The organism is Streptomyces pseudoechinosporeus (assembly GCF_054783935.1).
On record NZ_BAAGPS010000024.1, the window covers coordinates 103,870 to 116,721 of the forward strand.

Genomic DNA, 12,852 nt, shown 5'->3' on the forward strand with positions numbered 1-12,852 from the left:
GGGGCGGATCCTCCGTCACTTGGGGGCGCGCCCCGGCGGGGGCGGCGAGACGCTGTCGCGTACGACGATGTGGGTGCCGAGCAGATGGTGGGCGCCCGCGGCGTGCTCGGGGTCGCGCAGGGCGATGCGCACGGCGGCCCGGCCGAGTTCCTCGGCGGGGGTGCGCACGGTGGTGAGCGGTGGGCTGAAGTCCTCGGCGAGCGGGATGTCGTTGTAGCCGACGACGGAGATGTCGTCGGGCACCCGCAGCCCGGCGTCGGCGATGGCCCGCAGCGCGCCCGCGGCGACCATGTCGTCCCCGGCGAACACGGCGGTGAACTCCCCTGTGCCGTCTGTGCTCTTGAGGAGTTCGGTCATCGCACGGTGGCCCGCCGCCCGCCCGAGACCGCAGTCGACGACATGCGCGGCCTCGGGCGGCAGTCCGTGCTCGGCGAGCGCGGCGCGGTATCCGGCGACGCGGGCGTCGAGGGCCGTGTTGCCGGGCAGCCCGCCGAGGAAGGCGATGCGGCGGTGGCCCGCGGACAGCAGATGGCCGGTGATGGCGCGGGCCCCGGCCTCGTTGTCGAACTCGACGACCAGCGCGGGGATGTCGGGGTCGGGCGCGGGCCGGCCGCACAGCACGAGCCGCGCTCCGGACGAGTCGAGGGCGTGCGCGTAGTGCGCCACCCGCTCCCGGTAGGCGTCGTCCTCGACGACCCCGCCGACCAGGATCACCAGCCGGGCGCCCTCTTCGCGCATGAGCTGCACGAAGTCCATCTCCCGCTGCGGATCCCCGGCGGTGGCGCCGAACACGCAGACCCAGCCGCGCTCGGCCGCCTCCGCCTCGACGCCCTCGGCGACCTGCGCGTAGAAGGGGCTGGTGACCTGGCGCAGCACGACGGCGACCATCTTGCGGCCGCCGCCGACCAGGGCGCGGGCGTGCGCGTTGGCGACGTAGTCGAGTTCGCGGGCCGCGCGCAGCACGCGGGCCCGTGTCGCGGGTGGGACCGGGTAGTTCCCGCTGAGCACACGCGAGACGGTGGCCACGGACACGCCCGCCCGCTCGGCGACCTCGCGGATCGTGACCCGCCCCTTTGACGCCATGTCGTTCCCCGTTCCTCTGGTCCACTTCGCCCGTGACCTGCCGGTCCCTGCCGCCTCATGTGTTGGCGGCGTAGTCCTCGGCGAATTCCTCGGCCATTCTGTCGCCACCTCGCTGACGCCATGTCTTGACCGCCGCGTCCCACTCGGACAGCGGCGTGCGTCCGGCGATGATCCCGGTGGCGGTGTCCTTGAGGAGCGTCTCGAGGGTGGTGCCCTGGGAGGTGAACGTCCGGGACTGGAGCCCGTACGAGGCATTGCGGATGGCGTGCGGGACGGTCTTCACCTGCCAGGCGTGCAGGGCCTTCACCGCGTCGGGCATGCCGGGCACGAACAGCACCTGGGGTCCTTCGGCGAGGTACTTCAGCGGCAGGTTGGTGTTGTTCTCGACCTGGCCGAGGTCGTTGGGCTCGGGCGAGCCGTCCTTGGCCCGGGTGAAGTGGGTGCCTTCCTGGCCGTAGTGGACGAGTTCCCACTCCTTGCTGCCGAACGGCGCCGCGAGATAGTCGAGTACGCGCAGCAGCAGCTGGATACGCTCCTTCTTCGCCTTCTTGACGATGGTGTAGCCGAACGAGCGGCGTGCCCCGACAATGCCCCCAGGCTCCCCGCCCGCGCTGTACGGAAGGGCCGGCGCCGGTGTGAACTCCCGGCCCTTCTCAAGGAACTTGGGGAGGTAGCCGCCGAAACCGTCCTGAATGGAGCCGACCGTCCCGTTGTAGTAGAGGTCGATCATCTCGGGCTGTGCGCTCGAGGTCGCGTCGGGGTGGTAGGAGCCCGCCTTGCGCAGCCGGAGCTGGAAGTCGAGCATCTGCTTGTAGCGCTCGTCGGCCGCGGACGGGACGAACGTACCGTCCTTGCCCACCGACCAGCCCCGTGCGTGGACGCCGTGCGCCGCGGAGTGGAAACCGTCGCCGAACACGGACCCTTCCGCCGCCCCCAGGGCGTACTTCTTCCCGCCCGTGCCCCTCTTGGCGACCGCCGCGAAGTCCTGGTCCGTCCAGCCTTCCCTCATCCCGGCGGCGTCGAAGGACTCCTGGTTGAGCCAGAGCGTGGAGCCGGGCAGCGGGCGTTCCAGGGGGATGCCGTAGATGCGGCCGCCGATGCGGCCCATGTCGCGCCAGGCGTGGGTGGGGATGTTCGCCAGGTTCGGGTAGTCGGCGACCGCGTCTCCGGAGAGGAACGGTGTGAGGTCCTCGGCGCGACGCTGCACGAACTGGGCCTCGCGCGGCAGCACGAACCCGGAGAAGATGTTGATGATGTCGGGGAGTTCACCCGGGTCGCCGGCCATCACCGTGGCCATCTTCTTCTGGTAGTCGGGCTGCGAGATGATCGTGTACTCGATCTTCACGCCGAGGGCCTTCTCCACGGCCTGCCAGAACCGGTTCTCCCCCCGCCCCTTCGGGGGCACGCCGAAGCTGATGGTCATCACCTTGACCGTGGAGCCGTCCCCGGGGGTGCGGGAGACCGACTTCGCCAGGTCGGACGGGTAGGAGGTGTAGCCGGGCTGGACTCCTTCCGCGGTCGGCGCGAGGTCTGGCTTGGGCCCTGTGAAGGCCTTGTACGTGGGCCAGGGCGCCAGCTTCTTGCCCGCGTTGGAGACCCCGTCATCGCCGGACTCCGTGGAGCAGGCGGTCAGGGTGGCCGGAGCGGCGAGCGCGAGACTGCCCACGGCGGCGGTGCGCATCAGGGCACGGCGGGACAGCGAGATACCGGACATGCGTGTTCTCTCCCAGCTCTTGATGACTGGCTCTGGACGGCTGAGCGGAGCGCTCAGCTCTTGATGGCGCCGGTGAGTACGCCCTTGGTGAAGTACTTCTGCAGGAAGGGGTAGACGAGGAGGATCGGTACGGTGGCGATCACCAGGACCGCCATCTGCACGGTCTGCGGGGCGTTGACGGTGCCCTCGCTCGTGGCGGTGTCGGTGAGGTCCGTACCGGCCACCACATAGGTACGCAGCACCTGTTGGAGCGGCCAGTGGTCGCTCTCCAGGTAGAGCGAGGCGTAGAACCAGGAGTTCCAGTACGCCACCGCGTAGAACAGGCCGACGACCGCAAGTGCCGCCTTCGACAGCGGAAGCACGACAGACCACAGCACGCGCCAGTCCCCCGCCCCGTCGAGGCGTGCGGCCTCGTACAGCTCCTCGGGGATGCCCTGGAAGAAGCCGCGCAGGACGACCAGGTTGAAGACGTTCACCAGCACCGGCAGGACCAGCGAGGAGTACGAGTCGAGCAGGCCGAGCTCCTTGACCACCAGGAAGCTGGGGATCATGCCCGGCGGGAAGAGGAAGGTGAACAGCACCAGCAGCAGCACGGGTTTGCCGCCGAAGACGCCGGGGCGGGACAGGGCGTAGGCGAGGGTCACCGTGCAGGCGAGGCTGAGCAGGGTGCCGACGACGGTCACTCCCGCGCTCACGCCGAGGGCGTGGGTGACGATGCCGCCGTCGAGGATGTCCTGGTACGCCTTGAGGGTGGGGTTCTGCGGCCACAGCACCCAGCCGCCGCCCTCGACCACTTCGCGCTGCGAGGCCAGCGAGGTCGAGACGATGACCAGGAAGGGCACGCAGACCAGCAGGACGACCGCGATGAGGGCCACCGCCTTGGCGGCCTGGGTGAGCGGCTTCGGCTTCTCCATCCAGCCGGGCCGGACATGGGCACTCACTTGTAGACCCCCTGTTCGCCGAGTCGGTGGGCGACCTTGTTGGCCGCGTAGACGAGCAGGGCGCCGATGACGCCCTTGAACAGGCCCGCCGCCGCGGCGAATCCGTAGTCGCCGCCGACGATGCCCTGGTAGTAGACGAAGGTGTCGATGATCTCGGCGGCCTCCGGTCCCACCGCGTCGCGCTGGAGCAGCATCTGCTCGAAGCCGACGGAGAGGATGTCGCCGAGCCGCATGATGAGCAGCAGGACGATCACCGGGCGGATCGCGGGCAGGGTGACGTGCCAGAAGCGCCGCCAGGGTCCGGCGCCGTCGATGGCGGCGGCCTCGTACTGCTGCTCGTCGACCTGCGAGAGCGCGGCGAGGAAGATGATCGTTCCCCAGCCGGCGTCCTTCCAGATCACCTGGGCGACGGTGAGCGGTTTGAAGGCGTCCGGGTTGCCGATGATGTCGACGGTGCTCAGTCCGGCGTCGCCGAGATAGCTGTTCACCAGGCCGGTGTCGCCGAGGACTTGCTGGAACAGGGCGACGACGATCACCCATGAGATGAAGTGCGGCAGATACGCCACCGACTGCACGAAACGCCGGACGGTGCTCCAGGTGAGGGTGTGCAGGAGCAGGGCGAGCGCGAGCGGGACGGGGAAGTAGAAGACGATCTGCAGGACCGCGATCCAGAGCGTGTTGAGGACCGCGTCCCAGAACGCGGTGTCCTGGAACATCCGCTGGAAGTTCTCCAGGCCGACCCACGGGCTGCCCCAGATGCCGTCGAAGGGCACGTAGTCCTTGAACGCGATGACGTTGCCCACCAGCGCGCCGTAGTGGAACACGAGGAAATACACGAGCCCGGGCAGCATCAGCAGGAACAAGGTCCGGCTTCTGCGGGCACGGAAACCTTTTCGCTTCATACGCGCATCAGGCGGACGACGGCGAGAAGGGCTCACCGCCTCCTTGCCCGTGCGCTCCCGCAACACCGCGGCCACGGAGCCTCCTCACCTCTGGCTGTCGGGGTGCGGAGAAATTAAAACGTTTCCAACACGGGGTCAACAGTTCTGACACAGCTGGCTGTTGGGACTTGGCGATGCTTGTACCCCGACCTGCACTGATTATTGAAAACGTTTTTAGCGAGCAACGTACGACGGGGAACGGGTTCGACCGAACCCGGCCGCAAATGCCGGGGGTCGGCAGGACGGCCCCACTCCGTCCCTGCCGACCCCCGGTGCGAGATCGCGTGGCGTCCGCGACAGGGGCCGCACTCCCCAACTGCGGGCCCCGGGTCGAGGTTCGCGGGCGGTGCGCGATCCCGGTCCCTCAGAACGTGAAGACGGCTCTCCCGTGGGAGTTGTTCTTCACGCACTCGTTCGCGAAGGTGCGCTCGTAGGAGATGCGACGGCCCTGCCAGACGCCGTCGACCGTGACGACCACGGGCCGGTACTCGCGGGTGCACATGCCCTGGCCTCTGCCGGCCAGGGCATCGAAGTCCCCGCCGGACGCGCGCAGTTCGGCGCAGGCCTGTGCCGCGACCGGGTGCGTGCCCGAGGCGGTCGGGGCACAGGTCAGGGTGACCGCACGCTCGGGTGCGGCGGTGGCCGCGCTCTCGCCTCGGCCCACGGTGAGCACGAGGGCCGAGGGAGCGTACAGCGTGGACGGGGCGGGCTCGGGGGCGGCGTGGGCGGCTCCGGCGAGGGGGCCGCAGACGGCGGTGGCCGTCAGGGTGAGGGTCGCTGCCCAGCGCGCGGTGTTCGGCATTGTGTGCATCCTTCCGCTTGGATGGCGTTCCGGATCGTTTGCGTTCCGGAACATTCGGGTGCCGGATCCTGAGTGCCGGACCGGCGAGCGCGAGTCTGCCGAGTCCGCGACGGAAACACACGTCGAACCCGCACGTTTCAGTAACGTTGTGTGTTGAATCAGTGGCGTGAAGTTACGGAAGTTGAGCGCGCCGAGCCCGTAACCGAGCGGGTGCCGCGGTGCGGAAGAGGCGCCCTGGCCGGATTTGCACCGCTCAGCAATAGGCCGGAAACATTCCGCTTCCAGCGGAAGCGGAAGCCTTGCCTTCACTGCGCGGCGGAGTAAGGCTCATTACATGATTACAACGGAGCAGCACGAGAAACTGCGCGGCTGGTTCGCCGGCCGACTGCCCGACGATCTCTTCGAGAGCCTCAGTGAAGTGACGGTCGACCGCGAGGAGATCACCGTCGTCGGCCGCATAGCCGAGCCCCGGCTCGCCGAGGGCGTCTCGGACGCCGAGAAGGAGGCGGCCGTCAAGGCCCGTATCCAGGAGTTCCGGGAGCGCACCCGCGACGACCGGGTCGCGGTGGCCCGCGAGGCCGAGCACCGCTTCCGCAAGAAGGTCTCGTGGGGCGTGGAGTGCGGGGGCGAGCGCGCTCTGTTCACCCATGTCGCCGCCCCCGTCATGACCCGGCTGCGGCAGCCCCAGCGGCAGGTTCTGGACACCCTGATCGCCGCCGGTGTCGCCCGCAGCCGCAGCGACGCACTCGCCTGGTGCGTACGCCTCGTCGAGCGCAACACGGACGACTGGCTCACGGAACTGAGGGACTCCCTGGAGCACGTCCAGCGAGTCCGCGCACAGGGCCCCGACGCCCCGGCTCAAGAGGCCGAACCGGAGGACACGCCAAGCGACGAACAGACCGAGAAGTGACCGGAGTTGATGGCCCCCGCAGAGCGCCGGGCGGAGCCCTCAGTCCGAGTCGCTCACCGGTTCCGCCACCGACAAGGACTCCGGGCTCGCCGAGGACGTGCTGCCGTCCGAGCGCCAGCGCTGCTCGTCCGTCCTGTCGCGGATCTTGACGACCACGTCCGCGTCCTCGTCCTTGGCGGCGGGGGCGACCGCGAGGTCTTCCTGCCAGCGCGGCAGCAACTCGCCCTGGACCGTGAGGTCGTAGCGGACGTCGTCGGCCCGCTTGGAGCCCGCGGAGGCGCAGCTGCCGAGGACGACCACGCCGGCGTCCACGTGGGAGTCCACGCACAGGTCGGGGTTCGCGACGCTGCGCAGCAGTCCGTCCTCCTCGTAGGACCACTGCTGGGTGCCAGCGGAGGAGCACGCCTCCAGCTTGAGCGAGGCACCGGACTGCGCCTTGCCCCCCTTGATGTCCAGGCAGAGATCCGCGGCGAGATTGCGTAGCCGGGTCTGAACGGGAGGCGTGGGAAGTGCGGGGGGCGGGGACGTCGACCCGGCGGGCGGCGCCTGGGGACCGGGAGTGGCGCTCTGTTCGGGGCCGGGGGTGCCGGAGGCGGAGGGGTCACCTCCGTCGTCCTGCGGCCACAGGGTGGTGATCAGTACGGTCGCCAGCAGTGCCCCCGAGACCACGCCCACCCCGGTGAGCAGGGCCTTCGAGTTCCCCGGGCCCTGCGCGGCCCTTCGGCCCCCGGAGGGGAACTGGGGCAGCACGCGCCCGCGATGACGGCCGCCGCCGCCCTGCCGTCTGCCGCCGGAACGGCTGGGCCGCGCTGCGGACTGGCCCCGCCCCGGACGTGAGTCGAGATAGCGGCGGGCGCCCCAGCCGAGCACCGATTCGGCGAGCAGAACGCCGAGAGGGCCCTCGAAATGGCTGAGCTGCTCGGCCGCGTAACGGCAGAAGCGGCACTCCAGCAGATGTTGCTGGACATCGGGGAGCAAGGTGCCGCCACGCCGAATCGGGACGTCCAGGAGACGGTTGTAGTAGCGGCAGTCCTTGTTCGGCGCGAGTTCGCGGTGGGCCCGTACGCAGCCCTGGCGGAATTGCTCCCGTGCCTGGTCCAGAGCGGCCGACGCGGTGTCGGGATCCATACCCAACAGACCAGCGGGTACGGATATGTGCTCTGCCTCGACCTCGGTGTGCCACAGCACGCACTGGGCGAGTCCCGGGAGGGCCTGGAAAGAACGCTCGGCGAGCTTGCGATTTTCCGGCGTCATCGACTTCGTGGCGCGCATACCACGGCCTCCGGCGGGTTTCCGGAGTTCCGGCAGAACGCCGGATATGCGGTCCGCGGCGGACCAGGCCCGGACCGTGTCCCGCACGGTCACCAGCAGGTGGGGGCGCAGCGCGGCGGCGGACTCGGCGCGTTTGAGGCGGTCGAGGACCTGCTGGAAAGCGGCGGCTGTGACCATCGAGGCGACGCTCGCCGAGGTGGCCAGGCAGATGACCGCGTAGTCGTACGCGGGCTGCCAGTGACGCGCCATCAACAGCGCGACGGACTGGGCGAGTTCGCCCTCCGGCTGCGCCCGCAGGAGAGCGGCGAGACTCTCGTCCGACTCCCCGGGAGCGGCGGCACCCCCGGGGATGGCGACGCCGGGGCGCGGGGGATATGTAGGACGAGGCGGGTGGGGGGTGTGCACTGAGCGGGGTCCTTCCAAGGCACAAGATGGCACACAGAAGTTCTGACCGCCGAAAAGGTGCTCCTGGTTGGTGCATACCTTTCTGGCTTGGCGCATGGAAAGCGGCCGGAGGGGTGGCCCGGTCGAGCCGTCGGCCGACCGCCTTTTGAGCAAAACCGGCAGAACTAAAACTCGAGCATCGAATCAGACCCGGCCATTAACCATGTACGAGGAAGTTCACCCTTGCACAAATCCCTCACAGCCAACAAGCCACTTGGGCGACTTCAGCAACATCCGACGTCTGAAGGAAAGTCAAGGTCGGCCGCCAAGTCGCCTGTCTTGCAACGGTTTTCAAAATCGAACTGCCGGCAGGCGTGCGCCTTCAGATCTGCCAGGAGCGCAGGCGGTCGGCCGCCCCGAAGACGTCCGCCTTGCCGGACATCAGGTCGCGCGCGAGGTCGACGAGGGCCCCGTAGGGCGGGTCGATGCCGACGCCACTGACGAACATGTACGAGACCGCCGTCGCGCAGGCGAAGCGGGCGTTGGCGGACGGCAGGGGTTTGAGCATGGCCAGGGTGTGCAGCAGCGCGGCGGCGCGCCAGGCCGGGTCCGAGTCCACGCCGAGCCGCGGCGGGTCCACGCGGTGCCGGGCCACGGCGGCCACGAGCACGGAGAAGTCGTTCACCGTGGGCTGGTCGGGCAGGACCTCTTCGTGGCGCTGGAGCAGCCACGGAACGTCGATATGGATGACGGAAGCGGCCATGGCTCAGGCGGCCCGCCCCTCGCCTGTGCCCGGTGGTTCGTCCTCGGGGAAGGCGGCGGCGAACTCATCGGCGTGCGCCGCGAAGAACCGGCGGAAAACGTCCGCACCTTCCTGCAACGCGCGGTGCCGCACGATGTCGGCCGCCGCCGCCTCGCGTACCAGGGCTTTCATCGACGTACCGCGCTCCTTGGCGATCTGCCGCAGATCCTCGAGCTCGCGCTCGCTGAATTCCACGTTGAGAGCTGGCATGCCCCTCACGGTACCGCGCGGGTACTTACTCGTAAATAGTTGCAGGTCAGGTGATACGCATGGCGGTACCAAGCGGGTGGGAGCGTGATGTCCGATTCCCGCCGGTGATGCGACGCTCCGGGCACCAGACTCGTACGTATCGAGAGATGGGAAAGGAACGGATCCATGACGGCGTACACGACCATCGACAGCCCCTTGGGCGAACTGCTCCTCGTGGGCGAGGAGTCGGCCACGGCACCGGGCGGCATCGCCCTCGCCTCGCTGTCCGTCCCGGGGCAGAAGAACGCCCCGGCCGTCGGGAAGGCGTGGCGGCGCGACGACGAAGCGTTCGCGGAGGCGGCACGGCAGTTGTCCGCGTACTTCGAACGCCAACTCACCGCATTCGAGCTGGAGTTCACCGTCAGCGGGTCGGAGTTCCAGCGGCAGGTCTGGCGGGCCTTGGAGGACATCCCCTACGGCACCACGACCACGTACGGCGCGCTCGCCGAACGGCTCGGCGTGCCGCGGGCCCAGGTCCGTGCACTGGGCGCCGCGATCGGGGCCAATCCCCTGCTCGTCGTACGTCCCTGCCATCGCGTGATCGGCGCGGACGGCTCGATGCGCGGGTACGCGGGCGGCGTCGAGCGCAAGGTACGGCTGCTGACGCTCGAGGGCGCGCTGCAGCCGACGCTCATCTGACCCGTACTCCCGACACGTACCGGCTGAGACGTACGTCACTCTCCCCCGCCGGATGTCACACTCCCGGCCTCCGTAGCCCTCGCAGTAGTGAGGCGCGCTACGGGAGGCACAGGCATGTCCAGAAGTCCGGTACCGCAGACGGCGACCGACGAGGTCCTGAACACGGCGACCCGCCTGTTCATGGACCATCGCGAGCTGCTGTTCGCGATCGTCTACAACATGCTCGGCAGTGTCGCCGACACCGAGGACGTGCTCCAGGAGACCTGGCTGTCCTGGTCCGGGAGTCGCAGCCGGTCACCGCTGAAGGAGATCGGCAACCCGCGTGCGTATCTCGTCCGCATCGCGGTGAACCACGCGCTGACGCGGCGGGCCGTGATCAGTCGGCGGCGCGAGACGTACGTCGGCCCGTGGTTGCCCGAGCCGCTCGTCGCACAGGCCACCGACGAGCCGCCCCCGGATGCCGCCGATCCCGCCCTGCGCGCCGAGTCCGTGTCGATGGCGATGCTGGTGGTCCTGGAGTCGCTGACCCCGCTGGAGCGGGCGGTGTTCGTCCTGAACGAGGTGTTCGGCTACGCCCACACCGAGATCGCCGACGTCCTCGACCGCAGCCCCGCCGCCGTACGCCAGCTCGCGCACCGCGCCCGGCAGCATGTGCACTCCCGGCGCCCGCGGTACGAGGCGCATCCGCGGGTGCGCAGGGAGGCGACCGAGCGGTTCGTGCAGGCCGCGCTCGGCGGTGACATCGGTGCGCTGATGGAGATCCTCGCGCCCGACGTCACGGTGTGGAGCGACAGCGGGGGCAAAGCGCGTGGGGCGGGGCTGCGGCCGGTGCAGGGCCGGGACAAGGTCGTGCGGCTGGTCACGGGGCTGACGAGGAGGGGCGGGGCACGGCTGGACATCAGCTACCGGCGCGTCAACGGCGACGACTCCGCGGTGATCTTCGAGGGGAAGTCCCCGTACGCCGTGATGGTCATGGACCTCACCCCGGAGGGCGACCAGGTCTGTGACGTCTACATCGTCACCAACCCCGACAAGCTCATCCACGTACGCAAGGACGACGACGCATGACCACGTACGAGAAGGCGCCCTCGCGCCGTCCCGCGGCTGACGAAGCGTCCTCGGGTCAGCGCGTGGCCGACTGGTTCGACGGCCGCCTTGGCATCCACAGCCTCGGCAGGAAGTATCTGCGCAAGGTGTTCCCGGACCACTGGTCGTTCCTGCTCGGGGAGATCTGCCTGTGGAGCTTCGTCGTACTGATCCTCACGGGCGTCTATCTGACGCTGTTCTTCCATCCGTCGATGAACGAGGTGACGTACCACGGCAGTTACGTCCCGCTGAACGGCGTCCGGATGTCGGAGGCGTACGCCTCCACGCTGGACATCAGCTTCGACGTACGGGGCGGTCTGCTGATCCGGCAGATCCATCACTGGGCCGCGCTGATCTTCATCGCCGGGATGCTCATGCACATGATGCGGCACTTCTTCACCGGCTCGTTCCGCAAACCCCGTGAGATCAACTGGCTGTTCGGCTGGACGCTGCTGTTCCTCGGCATCTTCGAGGGGCTCTTCGGCTACTCGCTGCCGGACGATCTGCTGTCGGGCACCGGGATGCGGTTCGTGGACGGCGCGCTGTTGTCGGTGCCGATCGTCGGGACGTATCTGTCGTTCTTCACGTTCGGCGGTGAGTTCCCCGGGGACGATGTCATCGCCCGCTTCTACTCGCTGCACATCCTGGTGATCCCCGGCATCATGGCGGCCCTGGTGGTGGCCCATCTGATCCTGGTCTTCTACCACAAGCACACCCAGTTCCCGGGGCCCGGAAAGACCGAACGGAACGTCGTGGGCGCGCCGTTCATGCCCGTGTACATGGCGAAGGCGGGCGGGTTCTTCTTCCTGGTGTTCGGGGTGATCACGCTGATCGCGGCGATCGCGACGATCAACCCGGTCTGGTCGTACGGCCCTTACCGCGCCGACCAGGTGTCCACGGGAGCCCAGCCGGACTGGTACCTGGGCTTCGCGGAGGGTCTGGTGCGCATCATGCCGGGCTGGGAGATCAATGTGGCGGGCCATACGCTGGTCATGGGCGTGCTGATCCCGATCGTCGCCTTCCCGCTCCTGCTGGTCTTCATCGGCGTGTATCCGTTTCTGGAGTCCTGGATCACCGGCGACAAGCGCGAGCACCACCTGCTGGACCGTCCGCGCAACCGGCCCATCCGTACCTCCATCGGCACGGCCTGGATCAGCCTCTATCTGATCCTGTTCGCGGCCGGCGGCAACGACATCGTGGCCACCCGCTTCCATCTGTCGATCAACACGGTCACCTGGGCGGCCCGGATCGCGGTGCTCGTCGTCCCCGTCCTGGTCTTCATCGTCACCCGGCGCATCTGTCTGGGGCTGCAACGCCGGGACCGCGACCTGGTGTTGCACGGTCGCGAGACCGGCGTCATCAAACGACTGCCGCACGGCGAGTTCGTCGAGGTGCACCAGCCGCTCTCCCCCGCCGAACTGCATGTCCTGACCCAGCACGAGCAGCCCCGGCCGCTCGAGGCGGGCCCGGCACGCGACGCGAACGGCGTCCCGAACCCGAACGGCTCGAAGGGGCGGCTGCGGGCTCTCCTCTCCCGCGGTCTGTACGGCGCCGGAACGCAGGTGGCGAAGCCGACGGCCGAGGAGTACCGCGAGGCCCATCCCGATGAGGAGGTCGAGGAGCGTCAGGAAGCCCGCGCGGTCAGCGAGGCGGGGCCTCCAGACGGCTGATCCGCTGGGCGCCCCGGGCCTCGCCCGGGTGACGGCTCGTCATGGTGAGCCGGATCCGGCTGCCGCGTATCGCGTCGAAGGTGATCACCGTCGGTGCATCGGACGCGGTGGCCCAGTCGATCTCGGCTCCCTTGACGGGCTGGTAGCGGCGGCCGTCCCAGTACGCGACCTCGACCGTGGCGGGCAGGGTGTGCGTGGCGTCGACGGTGAAGGAGACCTCGATACGGTCCAGGGTGCGGGCACGTCCCCAGTCGACGGAGACCCAGCCCTCCTCGCGAGCGCCGCTGAAGGTGTGCTCCAGGCGGTGTACGGCCCCCTCCACGGACTACCCTGGGACCCAAGTGACGCATCTGATCACT

Annotated in this window: 12 protein-coding genes and 1 pseudogene; 4 read left to right on the plus strand and 9 right to left on the minus strand. The window is 69.0% G+C overall.

What is annotated here, in order from left to right:
- Window positions 1–15: 15 nt before the first annotated feature.
- From ACYVO6_RS25860 to ACYVO6_RS25880, 5 genes are all read right to left on the minus strand, one after another.
- The gene (locus ACYVO6_RS25860; RefSeq protein ID WP_461065056.1) at window positions 16–1,083 is read right to left on the minus strand and encodes a LacI family DNA-binding transcriptional regulator; all 1,068 of its coding nucleotides are present in this window, start codon (window positions 1,081–1,083) and stop codon (window positions 16–18) included.
- Window positions 1,084–1,138: 55 nt separating this feature from the next.
- Window positions 1,139–2,797, minus strand: a complete 1,659-nt coding sequence (locus ACYVO6_RS25865) for an extracellular solute-binding protein (protein WP_461065058.1) — start codon at window positions 2,795–2,797, stop codon at window positions 1,139–1,141.
- A gap of 53 nt (window positions 2,798–2,850) precedes the next feature.
- Window positions 2,851–3,738 carry a carbohydrate ABC transporter permease gene (locus tag ACYVO6_RS25870; RefSeq protein ID WP_461065060.1) on the minus strand — a complete coding sequence of 296 codons (888 nt, stop codon included), beginning with the start codon at window positions 3,736–3,738 and terminating at the stop codon, window positions 2,851–2,853.
- A complete protein-coding gene (locus tag ACYVO6_RS25875) occupies window positions 3,735–4,640 on the minus strand; it encodes an ABC transporter permease (RefSeq protein ID WP_461065062.1) in 906 nt (301 codons plus the stop codon). The genes ACYVO6_RS25870 and ACYVO6_RS25875 overlap by 4 nt, the downstream gene beginning before the upstream one ends.
- Before the next feature lie 403 nt (window positions 4,641–5,043).
- Complete coding sequence (locus tag ACYVO6_RS25880) at window positions 5,044–5,481, minus strand: protease inhibitor (RefSeq protein ID WP_461065064.1); 438 nt, start codon at window positions 5,479–5,481, stop codon at window positions 5,044–5,046.
- Between the two features lie 334 nt (window positions 5,482–5,815).
- On the opposite strand from ACYVO6_RS25880, the gene ACYVO6_RS25885 reads away from it, so the two are divergent.
- Entirely contained in the window at window positions 5,816–6,391 is a 576-nt protein-coding gene (locus ACYVO6_RS25885) for a hypothetical protein (RefSeq protein ID WP_461065066.1), read from the plus strand.
- A gap of 39 nt (window positions 6,392–6,430) precedes the next feature.
- Here ACYVO6_RS25885 and ACYVO6_RS25890 read toward each other — a convergent pair whose 3' ends face one another.
- The 3 genes from ACYVO6_RS25890 to ACYVO6_RS25900 form a co-directional block, all read right to left on the minus strand.
- Entirely contained in the window at window positions 6,431–8,068 is a 1,638-nt protein-coding gene (locus ACYVO6_RS25890) for an RICIN domain-containing protein (RefSeq protein ID WP_461065068.1), read from the minus strand.
- Window positions 8,069–8,429: 361 nt separating this feature from the next.
- Complete coding sequence (locus tag ACYVO6_RS25895) at window positions 8,430–8,810, minus strand: toxin Doc (protein WP_461065070.1); 381 nt, start codon at window positions 8,808–8,810, stop codon at window positions 8,430–8,432.
- Between the two features lie 3 nt (window positions 8,811–8,813).
- Complete coding sequence (locus ACYVO6_RS25900; protein ID WP_461065072.1) at window positions 8,814–9,059, minus strand: hypothetical protein; 246 nt, start codon at window positions 9,057–9,059, stop codon at window positions 8,814–8,816.
- A gap of 165 nt (window positions 9,060–9,224) precedes the next feature.
- Here ACYVO6_RS25900 and ACYVO6_RS25905 point away from each other — a divergent pair, with 165 nt between their 5' ends.
- From ACYVO6_RS25905 to qcrB, 3 genes are all read left to right on the plus strand, one after another.
- On the plus strand, window positions 9,225–9,737 hold the full coding sequence (locus ACYVO6_RS25905) for a methylated-DNA--[protein]-cysteine S-methyltransferase (protein WP_461065074.1): 513 nt from the start codon (window positions 9,225–9,227) through the stop codon (window positions 9,735–9,737).
- A gap of 114 nt (window positions 9,738–9,851) precedes the next feature.
- A complete protein-coding gene (gene sigJ, locus ACYVO6_RS25910; RefSeq protein ID WP_461065076.1) occupies window positions 9,852–10,805 on the plus strand; it encodes an RNA polymerase sigma factor SigJ in 954 nt (317 codons plus the stop codon).
- The gene (gene qcrB / locus ACYVO6_RS25915) at window positions 10,802–12,493 is read left to right on the plus strand and encodes a cytochrome bc1 complex cytochrome b subunit (RefSeq protein WP_461065078.1); all 1,692 of its coding nucleotides are present in this window, start codon (window positions 10,802–10,804) and stop codon (window positions 12,491–12,493) included. The genes sigJ and qcrB overlap by 4 nt, the downstream gene beginning before the upstream one ends.
- On the opposite strand, the pseudogene ACYVO6_RS25920 reads toward qcrB, so the two are convergent.
- A pseudogene (locus tag ACYVO6_RS25920) lies at window positions 12,465–12,782 on the minus strand (discoidin domain-containing protein); the annotation flags it as partial. The gene qcrB and the pseudogene ACYVO6_RS25920 sit on opposite strands and share 29 nt — an antisense overlap.
- Between the last annotated feature and the right edge of the window lie 70 nt (window positions 12,783–12,852).